We start from the raw sequence: 19,235 nt of genomic DNA on the forward strand, positions 1-19,235 counted from the left end.
CGGCTCGCTGTCACAGCCCGGAGGACACGCCATCGCGTCCGGCCCCGTGTGAGCGCCCCGCGTACGCCCGGATCACCTCGTGCATCCGGTGATGCGTGTTATCTGCTGTCAGCCCGCATCCGAGAGCCGTCGGGGTCGTTGGCACATACGTGCACGCATACGAGCCCTCCCGCCAGTCGTACCAGTCGCAGATCCCCTCCATGCGACCCGCACAGGACCTCTCGGGCGGCCACTCGGCCACGCCGATCTACGACGCGCTGTACTCGGAGTACCGCCGGTCCTTCCGGGCCCTGCCGGGTGACCGGAGCGGCGAGGACGACCTCGGCTTCCGGGGCTTCGCGGCCCTGGGGCACTCCGGGTCCCTCGGCTTCCGCGGCGCCCACCAGCACCACCCCCAGCCGGTGCACCCGCAGGTGCCGCACCCCCAGACCGTCCCGAGCTTCCACCCGTACCCCGCGCACAGCGGCTCGCCCTGGCAGCTCAGCGGGACGGCGAACAGCACCACCGGGCCCATGACAGGGCGGCAGCACACCGGGCTCCACCAGCTCCCGGCAGCACTGCCGCCCGCCCCGCGCAGGGGCCTGTGAGGCCGTAGGGCCCCGGCCCCCGCGGGGGTTACTTCTTCTTGCTGCGCTTCTCGCGCACCCGCACCGAGATGTGGATCGGGGTGCCCTCGAAGCCGAACTCCTCGCGCAGCCGGCGCTCGACGAAGCGCCGGTAGCCGTGCTCCAGGAAGCCGGAGGCGAAGAGCACGAACCGCGGCGGCTTCGTTCCGGCCTGCGTACCGAACAGGATGCGCGGCTGCTTGCCGCCGCGGACCGGGTGCGGGTGGGCGGCGACGATCTCACCGAGGAAGGCGTTGAGCCGCCCGGTCGGGACGCGCGTCTCCCAGCCCGCGAGCGCGGCCTCGATGGCCGGGACCAGCTTCTCCATGTGGCGGCCGGTCAGCGCGGAGACGTTGACGCGCGGGGCCCAGGCCACCTGCTGCATCTCGGTCTCGATCTCGCGCTCCAGGTAGTAGCGGCGCTCCTCGTCGAGGTCGTCCCACTTGTTGTACGCGATGACGATGGCACGGCCCGACTCGACGGCCATGGTGATGATGCGCTGGTCCTGGACGCTGATGTTCTCGGTCGCGTCGATCAGGATCACCGCCACCTCGGCTTTCTCGACGGCGGCGGCCGTGCGCAGCGAGGCGTAGTAGTCGGCGCCCTGCTGGAGGTGGACCCGCTTGCGGATGCCCGCGGTGTCGATGAACTTCCAGGTCACCCCGCCGAGCTGGATCAGCTCGTCGACCGGGTCGCGAGTGGTACCGGCCAGCTCGTTGACGACGACGCGGTCCTCCTTCGCCACCTTGTTCAGGAGCGAGGACTTGCCGACGTTCGGGCGGCCGATGAGCGCGATGCGGCGGGGGCCGCCGGGGGCCGAGCCGCCGAAGGTCTGCGCGGGCGCCTCGGGCAGCGCCTCCAGGACGGCGTCCAGCATGTCGCCGGTGCCGCGGCCGTGCAGCGAGGAGACGGGGTGCGGCATGCCGAGGCCGAGGGACCACAGCGAGGAGGCGTCCGCCTCGCCCGACTGGCCGTCCACCTTGTTGGCGCACAGCACGACGGGCTTGCCGGCCCGGCGCAGCAGCTTGACGACGGCCTCGTCGGTGTCGGTGGCGCCGACCTTGGCGTCCACGACGAAGACACAGGCGTCGGCGGCCTCGATCGCGTACTCCGCCTGGGCGGCCACGGACGCGTCGATGCCGAGCACGTCCTGCTCCCAGCCGCCGGTGTCGACGACCTTGAAACGACGGCCCGCCCACTCCGCCTCATAGGTGACGCGGTCGCGGGTGACGCCCGGCTTGTCCTCGACGACCGCCTCGCGGCGTCCGATGATGCGGTTCACCAGGGTCGACTTGCCGACGTTCGGGCGGCCGACGACGGCGAGGACGGGCAGCGGGCCGTGGCCCGCCTCCTCGATCGCGCCCTCGACGTCCTCGATGTCGAAACCCTCTACCGCGGCGAGCTCCATGAACTCCGCGTACTCGGCGTCGCCGAGTGCTCCGTGGTCGTGCTGGTCGTTCATGAAGTCCGTTCCTCGTTCTGCGTCATCGATGGACCGGGCGTCCGGTCCACTACTCAAGTCTCAAGTCTCGCTCAGCGCCCGGTGAGGCGCCTGGCGTTTTCCAGGTGGCGGGTGAGCCGCTCCTGAATGCGTACGGTCGCCTCGTCCAGCGCCGTACGGGTCCGCCGGCCGCTGCCGTCCCCGGCCTCGAAGGCGTCGCCGAAGACGACGTCCACCCGGCTGCGCAGGGGCGGCAGCGCCTTTATCAACCTTCCTCTGCGCTCGGTGCTTCCCAGCACCGCCACCGGGACGATCGGCGCCCCCGCCCGCAGGGCGAAGTAGGCGAGCCCGGCGCGCAGCGAGGCGAAGTCGCCCTCGCCCCGGGTGCCCTCGGGGAAGATCCCCAGCACACCGCCGCCGTCCAGCACCCCGATCGCCTGGTCGATCGCGGTTCGGTCGACGGTCGACCGGTCCACCTTCACCTGCCCGATCCCGCGCAGGAACGGGTCGAGCGGCCCGATGAAGGCTTCCTTCTTGATGAGGAAGTGCACCGGTCTCGGCGCGGTCCCCATCAGCATCGGCCCGTCGATGTTGTGCGCGTGGTTGACGGCCAGGATGACCGGGCCACTGACCGGCACCCGCCAGGCCCCGAGCACCCGGGGCTTCCACAGCCCGTACATCAGCCCGACGCCGATCCGGCGCCCGACCTCGGCGCCCTGCTGGGTGGGAACCGTCACCTGGCGGCCCGCTTCTCCTCGATGAGCGTGACCACGCACTCGATGACCTGGTCGAGGGTGAGCTCGGTGGTGTCGACCTCGACGGCGTCGCCCGCCTTGGCCAGCGGGGACGTCTTGCGGCCGGAGTCGGCCGCGTCCCGCTTCAGCAGGGCCTCCCGGGTGGTGGCGACGTCCGCGCCCTTCAGCTCGCCGCTGCGGCGGGCGGCGCGCGCCTCCGGGGAGGCGGTGAGGAACACCTTCAGGTCGGCGTCGGGCAGCACGGTCGTGCCGATGTCACGGCCCTCGACCACGATCCCGGCCGGGGCTGCCGCCGCGATGTCCCGCTGGAGCTGGGTGATGAGCGCCCGCACCTCCGGGACGGCGCTGACCGCGCTGACCTTGGCGGTGACCTCCTGCGTACGGATCGGGGCGGCCGCGTCGAGGCCGTCCACGGTGATGGTCGGCGCGCTGGGGTCGGTCCCCGAGACGATGACCGGCTTGGCGGCCGCGGTCGCGATCGCGGCCGGGTCGTCGGTGTCGATCTCGTTGGTGATCATCCACCAGGTGATCGCCCGGTACTGGGCGCCGGTGTCCAGATAGCTCAGCCCCAGCTTGGCGGCGACCGCCTTGGAGGTGCTGGACTTGCCGGTGCCGGAAGGGCCGTCGATGGCGACGATCACAGCTGCCGGGGCGGTCCGGGCGGCGCTTTCCACGGTGTCGGACACCTTCCTGGTACGGGGACGGGGTGGGCGGGCAGGCATCCGCCCCCACACAAGGTTACTGGCTCATACGTGCGCCCAGATCCCCGCCCGGCGCCCCCCGGGCCGGGCTCACTGCCGGATCGCCCAGCCCCGCTCCCGCAGGGACGCCGTCAGGCCGGGGGCCGCGGCCGGTTCGACCATCAGCTGGACCAGGCCCGCCTGCTGCCCGGTGGCGTGCTCGATGCGCACGTCCTCGATGTTGACCCCGGCGCGGCCCGCGTCCGCGAAGATCCGGGCCAGCTCGCCGGGCTGGTCGCTGATGAGCACCGCGACCACCTCGTACGCCGTGGGGGCGGCGCCGTGCTTGCCGGGGACGCGCTCGCGGCCCGCGTTGCCGCGCCGCAGCACGTCCTCGACGCCGGCCGCGCCGCCGCGCCGCTTCTGCTCGTCGGAGGACTCAAGAGAGCGCAGCGCCCGTACGGTCTCGTCCAGGTCGGAGGCGATCCCGGCCAGCACGTCCGCGACCGGGCCGGGGTTGGCGGAGAGGATCTCGACCCACATCCGGGGGTCGGACGCGGCGATCCGGGTGACGTCCCGGATGCCCTGACCGCACAGCCGTACCGCCGTCTCGTCGGCCTCCTCCAGCCGGGCGGCGACCATGGACGACACCAGCTGCGGGGTGTGCGAGACGAGGGCCACCGCGCGGTCGTGGGCGTCCGCGTCCATCACCACGGGCACGGCGCGGCAGAGCGCGACCAGCTCCAGGGCGAGGTTGAGCACCTCGGTGTCGGTGTCCCGGGTGGGGGTGAGCACCCAGGGGCGGCCCTCGAAGAGGTCGGCGGTGGCGGCGAGCGGGCCCGAGCGCTCCTTGCCGGACATCGGGTGCGTACCGATGTACGAGGTGAGGTCGCAGCCCAGCGCCTCCAGCTCGCGTCGCGGGCCGCCCTTGACGCTGGCGACGTCGATGTACGCGCGGGCCGCGTCCGAGCGGATCGCCTCCGCCAGGGTGGCGGCGACGTGGGCGGGCGGCACGGCCACGATCACCAGGTCCACGCGGCCCTCGGGCGCCTCGTCGGTCCCGGCGCCGAGCGCGGCGGCGGTGCGGGCCTGGCCCGGGTCGTGGTCGACGAGGTGGACGGCGACGCCGCGGGCGGCGAGGGCCAGCGCGGCGGACGTACCGATCAGGCCGGTACCGATGACGAGTGCGGTCCTCACGGGGTGATCCTTGCGAAGTGCGGCGGCTGCGCCGGGGCGGACGTACGGGCTTGCCCGTTCAGCCTAGTCAGCCCGGCGCGCGCACGGGCACGGATGCCCCCTGTATGGGGGCGGCGGAAGGCACGGCGGAACCTGCGGTAGAACGGGGGAATGATCTTCCATGTGGTGCCCGGTCCGCAGTGGACGGCGGCCGGGTCCGGCCCGTACGCCCCGGCGTCGCTCGCGTCCGAGGGCTTCGTCCACTGCTCGGCCGACCTGGCGTCCGCCCTGGCGGTCGCGAACGCCCACTACGCGCACGCGCCGGCTCCGCTCCTGCTGCTGAGCGTCGACGAGGCGGGGCTGGCCGCCGAGGTCCGCTGGGAGGGGAAGGGGCAGGCGTTCCCCCACGTCCACGGGCCGATCGAGCGGGAGGCCGTGGTGGCGGTGGCGGAGCTGCGCCGGGAGGCCGGGGGCACGGGCTGGGTTGGGCCATAGGGCGTACGGCACGCGCGCGTGCCGGGATTCGCCGCTGGGTTGCACCAGGATGCTGCCCATGACGACGCCAACCTCCCGCCGCGCGGTGCTCGCGGTGGCCGCGGGCACGGCCGCGCTGGCCGGCTGCGGCAGCAGCGACGACAAGAGCAGCGGTACGAGCGGCACGCCCAGCGCCGGCGAGACCTCTCCCCCGGTCGCGTTCGCCCCGAACACTCCGACGCGGTCCCCCTCGGCCTCGCACGGCGACGGCGACGTACTGGCGAAGACGTCGGACATCCCGGTCGGGGGAGGCAAGGTCTTCGCGGCCAGGAAGGTCGTGGTCACCCAGCCCGAGGAGGGCACCTTCAAGGCGTTCTCGGCGATCTGCACCCATCAGGGCTGCACGGTCAAGGACGTCGCCGGCGGAACGATCAACTGCCCCTGCCACGGCAGCAAGTACCGGGTGGCCGACGCCTCGGTCGCGGCGGGCCCGGCCCCCCGCCCGCTCGCGCCCGCGCGGATCACGGTCGAAAACGGCTCGATCCACCTGGCCTGACCAGCGAAAATCGGCGGATGACGCCCGAGCAGCTCGTCCGCGACCACACCATCTACTCCTGTGTGATGGGCTCGCGCGCCTTCGGTCTGGCCACCGACACCAGCGACACGGATCGCCGCGGCGTCTACGTGGCCCCGACCCCGCTCTTCTGGGCCTTCGACAAGCCGCCGACGCATGTGGAGGGCCCGGCCGAGGAGCAGTTCAGCTGGGAGCTGGAACGCTTCTGCGAACTGGCCCTGCGCGCCAACCCCAACATCCTGGAGTGTCTGCACTCACCGCTGGTCGAGCGGGTGGACGACACCGGCCGGGAGCTCCTCGCCCTGCGCGACGCGTTCCTCTCCCTCCGCGCCCACGCCAGCTTCACCGGCTACGCGCTGAGCCAGCGCAAGAAGCTGGAGGCGGACGTACGCCGGTACGGCGCCCCGCGCTGGAAACACGCGATGCATCTGGTGCGCCTCATGACGAGCTGCCGCGACCTCGTGCGCACCGGCACCCTGACGATCGAGGTGGGCCCCGACCGCGACCGCCTCCTGGCGGTAAAGCGCGGCGAGGTCCCCTGGCCCGAGGTCGAATCCTGGATGACCCGCCTGGCCGAGGAGGCCACGAAGGCCGCCACCCGCACCCCGCTTCCGGAGGAGCCGGACCGGGCCCGCGTGGCGGACTTCCTGTTCCGGGTGCGCCGGTCCTCAGCACTCCAGCCGCACCCGTACGACGAAGTCGTGCAGGGCGTCGTGCCCGGCGGCGGCGCCGGGCAGTAGCGAGTCCGCCTGCGCCCGGTCGAGCACGCCGTGCAGCGCCTCCACGTCGCCCGCCACCCGCTCCGGGTCGAGCCCGGTCGCGGCCCCGTGCTCGGCCTCGGCCTTCACCGCTATGAGGTCGGGCAGATAGGCGGGCGCGGCCACCTCGCCGAGCAGCGTGGGCAGGTCCGCCTGCACCTGGCCGCTACGCATCAGATGGATACCGGTGAGCAGCACCCGGAAGGTGTAGAGCAGCGGCTTCAGCTCGCCGGTCTTCTCGTACAGCCGCCACTGGGTGTTGGCGAACCCCCGGTAGTGGTGGGCGTGGTGCGAGGTCAGCACGGACGGGGCGGGTGCCACCAGCTCGGCGTGCGCGTCGGTCGTGTGCACCACCAGCGGTGAGAGCAGCTGTTCCAGCACATAGCCGTTGCGGCGCAGCATCAGCCGGACGAACTTGCGCAGGTCATGGGTGACCAGGTCCATCTCGACCCCGTCCCGGTCCCACATGAGGGACCGGCTCTCCTCCGGCTCGCGCAGCCCGAGCAGCGCCTCCGCCGGGAGCAGATGGACGCCGCGCAGGTCGACGTCGGAGTCCCGGGAGGGGAAGCCGTAGAGGTGGGCGCCGGAGACCGTGGCGAAGAGCAGCGGGTCGGGCTGCTCGCGCACCACGGCGGCGAGGTCGATGGCCTGGAGATCCGTCATGGATCAAGAATCCCAGAGCGCCCCGAGCGTCAGCAGTTCGCTGCGGTACTCGATGCGCTCCGCCCACTCCTTGGGCCAGGCGGCGGCTCCCAGGTGGGCGCCCGCGAAGGCGCCGGTCAGGCAGGCGATGGAGTCGGAGTCGCCCTTGGTGCAGGCCGCCCGGCGCAGGGCCGTCAGGGGGGCGTCCGGGAACAGCAGGAAGCAGACCAGGGCCGTGGCCAGGGCCTCCTCGGCGACCCAGCCGTCGCCCGTCTCCAGGCACGGGTCCGTCTCCGGGGACGGGTTGTGCAGGGCCTTGAGGACGCGGTCCAGGGCGTCCAGGCACTCGTCCCAGCCGCGGGCCATGAAGGCGGCGGGCGTCTCGTCGTGGGCGTAGGTCCACAGGTCGCCCAGCCAGCGGTCGTGGTAGCGGGTGCGGTTCTCGTACGCGTACGAGCGCAGCTGGCCGACCAGGCCCACCGGGTCCGCGCCCTGGGCCAGCAGGAAGACCGCCCGGGCCGTCAGGTCGCTGGCCGCCAGGGCCGTGGGGTGGCCGTGGGTGAGGGCCGACTGGAGCTGGGCCGCGCCCGCCCGCTGCTCCTCGCTCAGACCGGGCGCCAGGCCCACCGGCGCCACCCGCATGTTCGCGCCGCAGCCCTTGGAGCCGAGCCGGCTCGCCTGCTGCCAGGGCAGTTCGCTGTCGAGCAGCCCGCAGGCGACCATGCAGGTGCGGCCGGGCGCCCGGTTGTTCTCCGGGGAGTGGTACCAGCGCACGAACCCCTCGCGGACCGGCCGCTCCAGGCGGCGCGGGCCGAGGAGGCCGCGGTCCATGGCGGCCCGTATGCCGTGGCCGACCGCCAGGGTCATCTGGGTGTCGTCGGTGACGATCGCGGGCGTCGGCAGCCGCATCTCCCGCCAGGGCCCGCACTTGGCCAGGATCGCGGGCACGCCGATGAACTCGGTCGGGAAGCCCAGGGCGTCCCCGAGCGCGAGTCCGGTCAGCGAGCCGGTCGCCGCCTGCTTCGCCCGGCTGTTCACTCGACTGTTCATGAGGGTCGTCCTTCCGGCCGCAGGAGCGGGGGGTGCAGCGCGGTCGCCACGCCCGCCCGGTACAGCGCGGCCGGCTTGCCCCGGCCGCCGGTCAGACGCGCGGCGCCCGCCACCGGCTCGACGAAGCCGGGCGTGGCGAGGACCTTGCGTCGGAAGTTGGGGCGGTCGAGGGCGGTCCCCCAGACCGTCTCGTAGACCTGCTGGAGCTCGCCGAGCGTGAACTCGGGCGGGCAGAACGCCGTGGCGAGGCAGGTGTATTCGAGCTTGGCGCCGATCCGGTCGCGCGCGTCGGCCACGATCCGCTCGTGGTCGAAGGCGAGGCTGCCGAAAGCGCCGAACGGCAGCCACTGCGCGTGCGCCGCGTCGCCGCCGCCGTGCGGCTCCGGCAGATCCGGTACGAGCGCGGTGTACGCGACCGACACCACCCGCATCCGGGGGTCGCGGTCGGGGTCGCTGTAGGTGCGCAGCTGCTCCAGGTGCAGGCCCGCGACCAGGTCGTCCGGGAGCCCGGTCTCCTCGGCCAGCTCTCGCCGCGCCGCCTGCCCGGCGCTCTCCCGGGGCAGCACGAATCCGCCCGGCAGCGCCCACTCGCCCTTGTACGGCTCCTCGCCGCGCCGGATCAGCAGGACGTGCAGCCCGCCGTCGCGGACCGTGCAGACCGCGAGGTCGACGGTGACCGCGAACGGCTCGAAGGCGTACGGGTCGTAGCCCTCCGGCTTCCTGGCCGGGCCCGCCGCGCTCACCATCGCCCCGCGGGCGGCCCGTCCAGGCCCCAGTTCTCGCCCAGGAACGAGTCGACCGCGTCGACGGCGGCGCCCAGCATCGCGGCCGGACCCGCGCCCCGCAGCACGACCATGCGGCCCTGTCCGGGCAGCCCGCCGTCCTGCGGGCCCGCGAGCAGCCACAGGTGCCGCTCGGCACGGGCGGTCCCCGCGGCGCAGAAGAGCACCGGCGCCCCCGTGCGCGCGACCTGCTCCTCCCGCGCCCTCCCGCACCGGGGCACCCACCGGGTGCCCGCCCACACCCCGCCGCGCCGCTGGAAGCGCTCGGCCAGCGAGCGGGCCAGGGTCGTGGCGGCCGGGTCGGCGCCGAGCACCGCGACCCGCCGGGTCAGCCAGGCCCGTACGGGCTGCTCCAGGAAGTCCCAGCACCCCACCGGGTCCTTGCGCACGGCGGCCGCGGAGACCGGGAAAAGCGTGCGCTCGGCGTCGACGCACACGTGCTCGGCGCCGAAGGCCCCGGCGAGCCGGTCCCCGTACCGCTCGGACGTGAAGACCGCGTCCACCCTCCCGGTGGTGCGGACGGAGCGGACCGACCGGACGACGCGGGCGCGCGGATGGACCTCGGCCATCCAGCGCGCCCGCGTCCCGGCCGCCACGAGTTCCCCGGCCGCCGTGCACACCAGCACGGTCAGCGCCTCGCAGCGGTCCTCGGCGGTCCGTACGAGGTGGTGGTGGCCGGCGTGCGGCGGGCAGAACGTGCCGATCACCAGACCGTGTCCGTACCGCTTCATCGCCGTCACCCCCGCCCGCCGCACCGTCGCTCTTTAATAGTCATGCTGACTATAAAGGGCGCACGGGGGCGCGCACAACAGGTGCGTACGACATCTACGCAGGGCAGGTGCGCACAGCGGCGAGCCCGGCCCCCGTCGGTCGGGGGCCGGGCTCGGTACCGGAAACTCAGCGGGCGGCTACAGGCCGACCTCGCGCATCAGCATGCCCACCTCGGTGTTGGTGAGGCGGCGCAGCCAGCCGGACTTCTGGTCGCCGAGCCCGATCGGGCCGAAGGCGACCCGGACGAGCTTCTCGACCGGGAAGCCGGCCTCCGCCATCATGCGGCGCACGATGTGCTTGCGGCCCTCGTGGAGCTCGATCTCCACCAGGTAGTTCTTGCCGGTCTGCTGGATGACCCGGAAGGCGTCCGCGCGCGCGTAGCCGTCCTCCAGCTGGATGCCCTCCTTGAGCAGCTTGCCGATCTCGCGCGGCAGCGGGCCCGTGATGGCGGCCAGATAGGTCTTCTTCACGCCGTACTTGGGGTGGGTGAGACGGTGGGCCAGCTCGCCGTGGTTGGTGAGCAGGATGATGCCCTCGGTCTCGGTGTCGAGCCGGCCGACGTGGAAGAGCCGCGTCTCGCGGTTCGTCACGTAGTCACCGAGGCACTGGCGGCCGTCCGGGTCCTCCATCGTGGAGACGACGCCGGCGGGCTTGTTCAGCGCGAAGAACAGGTACGACTGGGTGGCGACGGTCAGGCCGTCCACCTTGATCTCGTCGCTCGGCTGGACACGCTTGCCCTGCTCCAGCACGATCTCGCCGTTGACCTCGACGCGGGCCTGCTCGATCAGCTCCTCGCAGGCGCGGCGCGAGCCCATGCCGGCGCGGGCGAGCACCTTCTGCAGCCGCTCGCCCTCCTGCTCGGCGCCCGGGAAGGTCTTGGGGGTCTTGATGTCCGGCTTGTCCGCGTACCGGTCGCGGTTGCGCTGCTCGATCTTGGCGTCGAGCTCGCGCGGGCGGGCCTGGCCGAGCCGCTGGCCGTGCGGGCCGCGGCGGACCGGGGTGCCGCCCTGGGGCGACTTGGGGCCGCCCTTGGCGCCGCCGCGCGCGGACGAGCCGCGACCGCTGCGGGGGGACTCGGAGGAGCCGCCCATCTCGTAGGTGCGCTCCTCGGGGCGGAGAGGGCGCGGCTTGCCGCCGCCACTCTGGCGCGGGCCACCGCCCTGGCGCTGGCCGTCCCGGCCTCCGCCGGCACCGCCGCGGCCGGCGCCGCCCCGGCCGCCACCGCCGCTGCTGCCGCGGCCGCCGCTGTTGCCACCACGGCTCCCGCCGTTGTTTCCGCTGCTGTTACTGCCGCTGCTTCGCATCAAATTTCCGTCTTGTCGTCTGCGTGGGTTTCCGGGGCGTCAGGTGCGTCCGGATCGAACGACGGCACACCCTCCAGGGTCTCGGCTTCGATCGCGTCCGCCTCGGGGAGGAAGGGCGCGAGCTCCGGGAGCTCGTCCAGGCCGCGCAGGCCCATCCGCTCCAGAAAGTAGTTCGTCGTCCTGTACAGGATCGCACCTGTTTCGGGTTCCGCGCCCGCCTCGTCGACCAGACCCCGCTGGAGCAGGGTCCGCATGACCCCGTCGCAGTTCACTCCGCGCACCGCCGAGACCCGCGACCGGCTCACCGGCTGGCGGTACGCGACGACCGCCAGGGTCTCCAGGGCCGCCTGGGTGAGCCGGGCCTGCTGCCCGTCCAGGACGAAGCCCTCGACGGCCGGCGCGTATGCCGCCCGGCTGTAGAACCGCCAGCCGCCCGCCACGAGCCGCAGCTCGAAGCCGCGGCCCTGGACGGTGTACTCGTCCGCCAGCTCGCGCAGGGCGTCCGCCACGGCCCTGCGGGGCCGCTCCAGCACCTTCGCCAGGTGCTCCTCGGTCGCGGGCTCGTCGACCACCATGAGAACGGCTTCAAGGGCAGGCTTGAGCGCAAGCTCCCCGGGTTCCTCGATTTTCTGGTTTTCCCCGATTTCCTCGATCACGCCGTCTCCACCTCCACAACTTGGTCGAACTCGTCCGTCACGGCGGGCTGGGACCCGTCGCCGCCGCTCCAGCGCACCACGAGCTCCCCGAGCGCCTCGTCCTGGTCGAGGACGACGGCCTTCTCGCGGTAGAGCTCCAGGAGGGCGAGGAAGCGGGCGACGACGGTGAGGGTGTCGGGCGCGTCCAGGGTCAGCTCCCGGAAACTGACGTCTCCGCGCTCCCGCAGCATCGCCACGACCACGGCGGCCTGCTCCCGGACGGAGACGAGCGGCGCGTGAATGTGATCGATGTAGACCTGGGGCTTGGCCTTCGGCTGCATGGCCTTGACCGCCAGCTTGGCGAATCCGTCGGCGCCGATGCTGATGACGACCTCGGGCAGCAGCTCGGCGTGGTGCGCCTCCAGCCCGACCGTACGGGGATGACGGCGCGCCTCGCTGTCGAGCCGCTCGCTGAAGATGTCCGCGATCTGCTTGTACGCGCGATACTGGAGCAGCCGTGCGAACAGCAGGTCCCGCGCCTCCAGGAGCGCCAGATCGGCCTCGTCCTCGACCTCGGCGGCGGGCAGCAGCCGGGCCGCCTTGAGGTCGAGCAGGGTGGCGGCGACGACGAGGAACTCGGTGGTCTGATCGAGGTCCCAGTCCGCTCCCATGGCGCGGATGTGCGCCATGAACTCATCGGTCACCTTGGACAGCGCGACCTCGGTCACGTCCATCTTGTGCTTCGAGATGAGCTGAAGCAGCAGGTCGAAGGGGCCTTCGAAGTTGGCGAGCCGAACGGTGAAGCGGCCGTCGGAGGGGGCGGGGGCCGCGGAGTCAGCGTCCGGCACGGTCTCGGGACCCGGGCTCCCGTTTGCCTGCGGGCCGGTGGGGGCTGGTCGCGCAGTTCCCCGCGCCCCTGGGGGGACGGGGTCCGGGGCGGAGCCAGGCGGGCGGGGTGCAGGGGCCGCAGGCCCCGCCGGGGGGTCCACCGGGAGATCCACCGCCGGGTCCGGGGGCGCAGCCTCCGAGGGGGTGCAGGGGCGCAGCCCCGCTCGGGGGTCCGGGGGCGCAGCCCCCGGGAAACCCTCCTCAGCCACTCCCCCGGCCGCCCGCCCAGGGCCTTCGGGAAGGAGCGGGGTGGGGGAAACACCCCCCGGCCCCCGCCCCAGCGCACGGCGAGCCCCCCGCGCAGCGGGAACGTTCGGGTCGTCGGCGGTGGGCAAGAGGCGGTCCAGGGGGATGCGGAACGGGCGGTACCAGGCGCGGCGCGGGCCGCACGGCGCAGGCTAGTGCTACCGGCCCCGCAGACGCCGTACGAGAATGCTCGCGTCGCCCCGGGACTCCAGATCGGCCAGGACCACCGCGACGGCCTCGCGGACGATCCGCCCGCGGTCGACGGCGAGCCCGTGCTCCCCGCGCAGGACCAGGCGCGCGTGCTCCAGGTCCATCAGCTCCTCCGCGGAGACGTACACCGTGATCTTCTCGTCGTGGCGCTCGCGCCCGCTGGGCCGCCGGTTGGCGGCCCGGGCCCGCCGCCGCTGCGCCGCGGTGCTGGAGGCGGCCGGAGCGCCCGGACGGGCCCCCTTGGCGGCCTCACCGGACGCGGCGGCCGTGCGGCTGCGGGGCTCGCCCGACGCCGGATCCTCCTCCGCCGCCGAGTGCTCGGCCCGCGCCGCGGACTCGTCCGTGACCGGGTCGCTCTCGCCCGCCGGTCCGGGCACCCTCGCCTCGCCGTTGGTCCGCCTCGGGGTGGAGGACTGGAGTGCCATTCCTCCGGTCGTACGGAACAGTTCGTCGGCCCCGGGCAGACTCACTCGGCGTGACACCGGGCGAGCACCTCCCTGGCGAGCTGGCGATAGGCGGCGGCACCCACGGAGTTGGACGCGTACGTCGTGATCGGCTCACCGGCGACCGTGGTCTCCGGGAAGCGCACGGTCCGGCCGATCACCGTGTGGTAGACGTGGTCGTCGAACGCCTCCACCACCCGGGCCAGGACCTCGCGGCTGTGCACCGTACGGGAGTCGTACATGGTCGCGAGGATGCCGTCGAGCTCCAGGTCGGGGTTGAGCCGCTCCTGGACCTTCTCGATCGTCTCGGTCAGCAGGGCGACGCCGCGCAGCGCGAAGAACTCGCACTCCAGCGGCACGATCACCTTGTGAGCCGCCGTCAGGGCGTTGACGGTGAGCAGGCCGAGCGAGGGCTGACAGTCGATCACGATGTAGTCGTAGTCGGCCATCAGGGGCTTCAGGGCGCGCTGGAGCGTCGACTCCCGGGCCACCTCGCTCACCAGCTGCACTTCGGCGGCGGAGAGGTCGATGTTGCTCGGGAGCAGGTCCATGTTGGGAACCGCGGTCTTGAGCAGGACCTCGTCGGCCGACATGCCCCGCTCCATGAGCAGGTTGTAGACCGTCAGGTCGAGCTCCATCGGGTTCACGCCCAGGCCCACCGAGAGGGCGCCCTGCGGGTCGAAGTCGACGAGCAGCACCCGGCGTCCGTACTCCGCGAGTGCGGCACCCAGGTTGATGGTCGACGTGGTCTTGCCGACGCCGCCCTTCTGGTTGCACATCGCGATGATCTTCGCGGGACCGTGGTCGGTCAGTGGACCCGGGATCGGGAAGTACGGCAGCGGCCGTCCGGTCGGGCCGATCCGCTCACGGCGCTGGCGTGCGGCGTCGGGAGCGAGGGTGGCCGCGTACTCGGGGTCGGGCTCGTATTCGGCGTCGGGGTCGTAGAAGTGCCCCTGGGGCACTTCCTCAAAGTCGGCGAGAGCAGCGGTGTCCCGGCCACTCTCGTTGCCGGCCATGGCGTTCACGTGTAGGCCGTCCATCATCCGTGGGGCTGTCGTCATGTGCGGGGTGGTTGCGAAGGCGCGGACCGCGACGGAGCCGACAGCCTCAGCAGGCCCCGAAGGGCCATGGCCCCGTGCGGGCATCCCTGGTTGACCACCTCCGGGAGTAAATGTCGACTCATTCACAAGTCGTCTTACCTCCTTGGAAGTGACCAGGAAACTTTATCGATAGGTCAGCGTGGCACCATGCCGACGGTTGGCGACTCTATGGCGTGTCACCGGTCCGCAGCAACACAATCCGCCGGACCCGGCCGGATGTGTCGGCAACCGAACACCGCTCTGTCAAGGGCGTACGGGCATCAGAGCGCGAGTTTCAGGGGTGCGCGAAACGGTTAAAGAGTTACGTTCGAGGCGAGTTGAGCGAGCCTGCCACACTCCGGTGGAAGTGTCGCGATACACATCCGGCCGGACCTTGGGCGACAAGGTCCGGCCGGGTGGGTGAGGTTGACGGCTCGCGTTGACGAACCGTTTCGTCAGCGCGCCGCCACAGTGCTCGGATCAGCCGAGGAGCGTGCTCAGCTCGACGGTCTCCAGGCCGTGGGCCTCGGCGACCGGGCCGTAAACGACCTGGCCGTCATGGGTGTTGAGGCCCAGGGCGAGCGCGGGGTCGCGGCGCAGCGCCTCGGCCCAGCCGTTGTTCGCCAGCGACACGATGTAGGGCAGCGTGGCGTTGGTGAGCGCGTAGGTCGAGGTGTTGGGCACCGCGCCCGGCATGTTGGCGACGCAGTAGAAGACCGAGTCGTGGACCATGAAGGTCGGCTCGGCGTGGGTGGTGGGACGCGAGTCCTCGAAGCAGCCGCCCTGGTCGATCGCGATGTCGACAAGGACACTTCCGGGCTTCATCTTGGCGACGAGCTCGTTGGTGACCAGCTTCGGGGCCTTGGCACCCGGGATGAGGACGGCGCCGATGACGAGGTCGGCCTCGATGACGGCCTTCTCCAGCTCGTAGGCGTTGGAGACGATCGTCTGCACCTTGGTGCCGAAGATCTTGTCGGCCTCGCGGAGCTTGTTGATGTCCTTGTCGAGCAGGGTCACGTGGAAGCCCATGCCGACGGCGATCTGGGTGGCGTTCCAGCCGGAGACGCCGCCGCCGATGACGACGGCCTTGCCCGCGTGCGTACCGGGGACGCCGCCGGGCAGGACGCCGCGGCCGCCGACCGAGCGCATCAGGTGGTACGCGCCGACCTGCGGGGCGAGACGGCCCGCGACCTCGGACATCGGGGCGAGCAGCGGCAGCGCGCGGCCCGCGGTCTCCACCGTCTCGTACGCGATGGCGGTGGTGCCGGACTCCAGGAGGGCGTCCGTGCACTCGCGGGACGCGGCGAGGTGCAGGTAGGTGAAGAGCGTCTGGTCCTTGCGGAGGCGGTGGTACTCCTCGGCGATGGGCTCCTTGACCTTCAGCAGCAGGTCGGCGGTGGCCCACACCTCGTCGGCGGTGCCCAGGATCTCGGCGCCGGCGGCCACGTACTCGGCGTCCGTGATCGACGAGCCGACACCGGCGTTCTGCTCGATGACGACCTGGTGGCCGTGGCGCACCAGCTCGTGCACGCCGGCGGGGGTGATGGCCACCCGGAACTCGTTGTTCTTGACCTCGCGGGGGATGCCGACCTTCACGTCGATCACGGTCCTTGGCTCAGGGGATGAAGGGGGTGTAATGCATTCATACCCGGATGCACCAAGGCGCACCGGGATACACCGCAAGAAGGTGCGGCGGAGCCAGTCTAATGAAGGTTTTCCCGCTGTCTACCCTTACAAACAACTAATCTTTGGCCGAAGCGCTACGGATTTCGTAGGCCGGAGCTTCATCTTCCTCCCCACTTCCTCCGTCAGGCCCCAACAGGGTCTCGGCCGCGCCCCGGTGCAGCCTGGCCCCCGCCGGGTCTCCCAGCCGGTCGAGGGTGTCCGCGAGGCGCAGCTGGAGCGCCGCCTGGAGACGCAGATCACCGGCCTGCCTCGCCCACTCGACCGCCTCGCGGCAGGTGCGCAGCGACTCCTCGGGCCGCCCGGCGTACTCCTGCACCCGGGCAGCCTCGCTCAGCGCCCGCGCCTGGCTCGGCAGATCGCCGAGACGGCGATATCCGGCCACCGCGGCGCGCCAACTGCGGAGCGCCTCGCCGTAGCGGCCCGCGTAGGTGAGCACCGCGCCGATGCGCCCGTAGAGGCGCGCCTCGTCCTCCCGCTCGCCCCGCGCGAGCCGCTGGGCCAGGGCTCGCCCGTACCAGTCGGCGGCCCGCGTCCAGTCGCCCAGCTCCTGGTGGGCGCCGCCTACGGATTCCATCGCGCGGCCCGTCGCATACGGGTCGTTCGCGGCCCGGCCCGCGTCCAGGGCCGCCCGGTAGCGCACCAGCGCGTCACCGGTGCGCCCGGCCTCCGCGTCCAGATCGCCCAGATTGAGCAGGGCCGCGGCCTTCTCCCGGTGCAGCTCGCGCCGCTCGGCGACGTCGAGAACCAGCTGGTGCAGACCATAGAGATCGGGTGCGGCGGCCCCGGTCCCCCGGTGCGCGGCCAGCGCCCGGACCAGCGCCGCGACCAGCCGTCTGGCCAGGGTGTCCAGCTCGCCGTCCTCGACCGCGAGCCGGGCGGCCGCCAGCAGCGCGGGCCTGCGGGTGTCCAGCCACGCGGCGGCCAGCCGCTCGTTGGGGAAGCGCAGGGCGCGGGGCAGCCCGGCGAGCTTCTTGCGGGCCGGGGAGCCGTCGGGCTCGGTGACCGCCCGGCAGGACTGGAGCAGCCGTACGGTCCGCTCCAGCATCCGGGCCCGGGCCAGCTGGAGCTCGCCGGGCCGGTCGGCGGCCTCCGCGAGCCTGTGCAACAGCGGAGCCAGCCAGCCGGGCACCGCGTACTGGGCGGGCCGCTCGTCCGGGTCGCCGAAGACCCTCAGCAGTCCGTACGCGACGAAGTCCTCCAGGGTGTTCTGGGCCGCCGACACCGAGCACCCGGCGAGCGCCGAGGCGGTCTGGGCGTCCACGATCCCGGCCGGGGCGAGCGAGAGCAGCCGCAGAAGGCGGGCGTTGGGCTGCGGCAGCGACTCGTACACCAGCCGGAAGGCGCGCACCAACGGGCGCTCCGCGACGGGTAGTTGGCCGCCGAGGGCCCCGCCGGCCCCGCCCTCGTCGGGGAGTGCGTGCAGCCGCTTGGCGACGTCGGAGACGGCCGCCTGGGGCCGGACCGCCAGCCAGCCGCCGACCAGGGCGATGGCGGCGGGCGCTCCCGCGCACTCCTCGACCAGGTTCTCGGCGGTGCGCGGGTCCACCGTGATCCGTACCGCCCCGGTGAAGCTCTCCAGGAATTCGACGGCCGCCTTGGGGTCGAGGCCGCCGAGGGTGCAGGGGCGGACGTCAGGGACGCCGGTGAGCGGTCCGCGGGCGGTCGCCACCACCAGGCAGTCGGCGTTCTGCGGCAGCAGCGGGTCGACCTGGTCGGCGCCGACCGCGTCGTCGAGCAGCAGCAGCGCCCGTCGCTGCGCGAGCGCCTCGCGCACCAGCTGGGCCAGCTCGTCCTCGCCGCCGCCGGGCGGCACCGGAACCTCAAGGGCGTCGAGCAGATCGCGGGCCACCCGCTCGGCGGGGACCGGGGTGCCGCCGGGTTCGCGCAGGGACGCGCGCAGCACCCCGTCGGGGTAGTCGGCGGCGAGCTGCCGGGCCAGCTCCTCGGCGAGGGCGGTCCGCCCGGAGCCGGGGCGTCCGGCGATCAGCAGCACCCGGGCGCGCGGCGACTTGCGGCCGGACAGGGTGTCGAGCCCGGCCCGCTCCACGTCCTCGCGCAGCTCCTTCAACTCCCGCTGGCGGCCGAAGAACTGACGGCCGGTCGTCTCCGGCGCATCCGGCTCGCACTCTGATGCAGAGCCGCCCACGTCCACCGCCTGATCCGTCACGGGCCACGCTCCGTCCGCTGCGCACGAGCCGAGCCCGGCGGGTCTCCGCACGGGCGTTCCGAGCGTAGTTCACGCGTGGTCAGCGGCCCGGCGGAGCGCGGCGGGCAGGTCGCCCGATCGGATCAGCGGATCGTCGGACGGACATACCGGCGTGTACGCCGGACGGGCCGGCGCGCTCCCCGCGCACCGGCCCGTCGACGGCTCAAAATCTCCGAGCGGCTCACCTCCGCGAGCGGCTCATTTCTCGAACGGGCGGGCCGGCCAGGGCGCCTCGGCCGGGCGCAGCGAATCGAGCCCGGACCCCGTCTGTGCGGCCGCGAGCGCGAGGACGCCCACCACCAGGCAGTTGTTGTGCAGCTCACCGGCGAGCACGCCCCGGACGAGCTCGTCGACGGGCACCCGGGCCAGCTCCATGTCGGCCTCCTCCTCGGAGACCTCGAAGCGCTCGCCCTCCGCCTCGGAGAGATCGCGGGCGAGGAAGATCCGTACGGCCTCGTCGCAGCCGCCGGGCGTGGTGTAGACGTCGGTGAGGACCCGCCAGTCCTCGGCCTTGACGTGCGCCTCCTCGTACAGCTCGCGCTGGGCGGCGTGCAGCGGGTTCTCGCCGGGCACGTCGAGCAGCCCGGCCGGGATCTCCCACAGCTTGTGGCGCACGGGGTGGCGGTACTGGCGCAGCACCAGGACCCGGCCCGCGCCGTCGAGGGCGAGGACGGCCACCGAGCCCGGGTGGACCTGGTAGTCGCGGCTCGCGACCGTGCCGTCGGGCATGACCACGTCGTCGGTGCGGACGCTGGTCTTGTTGCCCTCGAACGGGGTCCTGGTGGCGACGACCCGCCATTCCTCGGGGGTGTCCTGGAGCTGCATCGATG

The 19,235-nt window shown here is 72.9% G+C and carries 20 protein-coding genes; 4 read left to right on the forward strand and 16 right to left on the reverse strand.

The window, feature by feature from the left end; all coding sequences use genetic code 11:
• The first annotated feature begins 200 nt into the window (after positions 1 to 200).
• A complete protein-coding gene (locus tag OG965_RS11400) occupies positions 201 to 587 on the forward strand; it encodes a hypothetical protein (RefSeq protein WP_371651754.1) in 387 nt (128 codons plus the stop codon).
• 28 nt (positions 588 to 615) lie between these two features.
• Here the strand turns inward: OG965_RS11400 and der are convergent, their stop codons facing one another.
• The 4 genes from der to OG965_RS11420 all read right to left on the reverse strand — a co-directional run bounded on the left by der (position 616) and on the right by OG965_RS11420 (position 4,678).
• Complete coding sequence (der, locus tag OG965_RS11405; RefSeq protein WP_371651756.1) at positions 616 to 2,067, reverse strand: ribosome biogenesis GTPase Der; 1,452 nt, start codon at positions 2,065 to 2,067, stop codon at positions 616 to 618.
• Between the two features lie 71 nt (positions 2,068 to 2,138).
• Positions 2,139 to 2,726 carry a lysophospholipid acyltransferase family protein gene (locus OG965_RS11410; RefSeq protein WP_371656914.1) on the reverse strand — a complete coding sequence of 196 codons (588 nt, stop codon included), beginning with the start codon at positions 2,724 to 2,726 and terminating at the stop codon, positions 2,139 to 2,141.
• Between the two features lie 53 nt (positions 2,727 to 2,779).
• The gene (cmk, locus tag OG965_RS11415; protein ID WP_371651758.1) at positions 2,780 to 3,523 is read right to left on the reverse strand and encodes a (d)CMP kinase; all 744 of its coding nucleotides are present in this window, start codon (positions 3,521 to 3,523) and stop codon (positions 2,780 to 2,782) included.
• A gap of 69 nt (positions 3,524 to 3,592) precedes the next feature.
• Positions 3,593 to 4,678: a prephenate dehydrogenase gene (locus OG965_RS11420; RefSeq protein ID WP_371651760.1), complete on the reverse strand. Its 1,086-nt coding sequence runs from the start codon at positions 4,676 to 4,678 to the stop codon at positions 3,593 to 3,595.
• Positions 4,679 to 4,828: 150 nt separating this feature from the next.
• Between OG965_RS11420 and OG965_RS11425 the strand changes: the two genes are divergently transcribed.
• The 3 genes from OG965_RS11425 to OG965_RS11435 are packed head-to-tail and all read left to right on the forward strand — an operon-like array spanning position 4,829 to position 6,445.
• Positions 4,829 to 5,152 (forward strand): DUF952 domain-containing protein, encoded by a 324-nt coding sequence (locus OG965_RS11425; protein ID WP_371651761.1) that lies wholly within the window; start codon positions 4,829 to 4,831, stop codon positions 5,150 to 5,152.
• Positions 5,153 to 5,210: 58 nt separating this feature from the next.
• Positions 5,211 to 5,687, forward strand: coding sequence for a Rieske (2Fe-2S) protein (locus OG965_RS11430; RefSeq protein ID WP_371651763.1), 477 nt, complete (start codon positions 5,211 to 5,213; stop codon positions 5,685 to 5,687).
• Positions 5,688 to 5,704: 17 nt separating this feature from the next.
• Positions 5,705 to 6,445: a DNA polymerase beta superfamily protein gene (locus tag OG965_RS11435; RefSeq protein WP_371651765.1), complete on the forward strand. Its 741-nt coding sequence runs from the start codon at positions 5,705 to 5,707 to the stop codon at positions 6,443 to 6,445.
• On the opposite strand, the gene OG965_RS11440 is transcribed toward OG965_RS11435, so the two are convergent.
• The 12 genes from OG965_RS11440 to OG965_RS11495 all read right to left on the reverse strand — a co-directional run bounded on the left by OG965_RS11440 (position 6,374) and on the right by OG965_RS11495 (position 19,230).
• Positions 6,374 to 7,126 (reverse strand): DNA polymerase beta superfamily protein, encoded by a 753-nt coding sequence (locus OG965_RS11440; protein ID WP_371651767.1) that lies wholly within the window; start codon positions 7,124 to 7,126, stop codon positions 6,374 to 6,376. The genes OG965_RS11435 and OG965_RS11440 overlap by 72 nt on opposite strands.
• 3 nt (positions 7,127 to 7,129) lie before the next feature.
• Entirely contained in the window at positions 7,130 to 8,155 is a 1,026-nt protein-coding gene (locus tag OG965_RS11445; protein WP_371651768.1) for an ADP-ribosylglycohydrolase family protein, read from the reverse strand.
• On the reverse strand, positions 8,152 to 8,901 hold the full coding sequence (locus tag OG965_RS11450) for an NUDIX domain-containing protein (protein WP_371651770.1): 750 nt from the start codon (positions 8,899 to 8,901) through the stop codon (positions 8,152 to 8,154). The genes OG965_RS11445 and OG965_RS11450 overlap by 4 nt, the downstream gene beginning before the upstream one ends.
• Positions 8,895 to 9,668: a transcriptional regulator gene (locus OG965_RS11455; RefSeq protein ID WP_371651772.1), complete on the reverse strand. Its 774-nt coding sequence runs from the start codon at positions 9,666 to 9,668 to the stop codon at positions 8,895 to 8,897. Before OG965_RS11455 ends, OG965_RS11450 begins: the two co-directional genes overlap by 7 nt.
• A 177-nt stretch (positions 9,669 to 9,845) precedes the next feature.
• On the reverse strand, positions 9,846 to 11,015 hold the full coding sequence (locus OG965_RS11460) for a pseudouridine synthase (RefSeq protein ID WP_371651774.1): 1,170 nt from the start codon (positions 11,013 to 11,015) through the stop codon (positions 9,846 to 9,848).
• Entirely contained in the window at positions 11,012 to 11,656 is a 645-nt protein-coding gene (gene scpB / locus OG965_RS11465) for an SMC-Scp complex subunit ScpB (protein WP_371656915.1), read from the reverse strand. The genes OG965_RS11460 and scpB overlap by 4 nt, the downstream gene beginning before the upstream one ends.
• A gap of 8 nt (positions 11,657 to 11,664) precedes the next feature.
• The gene (locus tag OG965_RS11470; protein WP_371651775.1) at positions 11,665 to 12,870 is read right to left on the reverse strand and encodes a segregation/condensation protein A; all 1,206 of its coding nucleotides are present in this window, start codon (positions 12,868 to 12,870) and stop codon (positions 11,665 to 11,667) included.
• 69 nt (positions 12,871 to 12,939) lie between these two features.
• The gene (locus OG965_RS11475) at positions 12,940 to 13,473 is read right to left on the reverse strand and encodes a hypothetical protein (protein ID WP_371651777.1); all 534 of its coding nucleotides are present in this window, start codon (positions 13,471 to 13,473) and stop codon (positions 12,940 to 12,942) included.
• Positions 13,458 to 14,579: a ParA family protein gene (locus OG965_RS11480; RefSeq protein ID WP_371651779.1), complete on the reverse strand. Its 1,122-nt coding sequence runs from the start codon at positions 14,577 to 14,579 to the stop codon at positions 13,458 to 13,460. The genes OG965_RS11475 and OG965_RS11480 overlap by 16 nt, the downstream gene beginning before the upstream one ends.
• A gap of 414 nt (positions 14,580 to 14,993) precedes the next feature.
• Entirely contained in the window at positions 14,994 to 16,109 is a 1,116-nt protein-coding gene (gene ald / locus OG965_RS11485; protein WP_371656916.1) for an alanine dehydrogenase, read from the reverse strand.
• A gap of 145 nt (positions 16,110 to 16,254) precedes the next feature.
• The gene (locus OG965_RS11490; RefSeq protein ID WP_371651781.1) at positions 16,255 to 18,366 is read right to left on the reverse strand and encodes a tetratricopeptide repeat protein; all 2,112 of its coding nucleotides are present in this window, start codon (positions 18,364 to 18,366) and stop codon (positions 16,255 to 16,257) included.
• 237 nt (positions 18,367 to 18,603) lie between these two features.
• Positions 18,604 to 19,230, reverse strand: coding sequence for an NUDIX domain-containing protein (locus OG965_RS11495; protein ID WP_371651783.1), 627 nt, complete (start codon positions 19,228 to 19,230; stop codon positions 18,604 to 18,606).
• Positions 19,231 to 19,235: the final 5 nt, after the last annotated feature.

Source organism: Streptomyces sp. NBC_00224, from assembly GCF_041435195.1.
GTDB lineage: Bacteria > Actinomycetota > Actinomycetes > Streptomycetales > Streptomycetaceae > Streptomyces.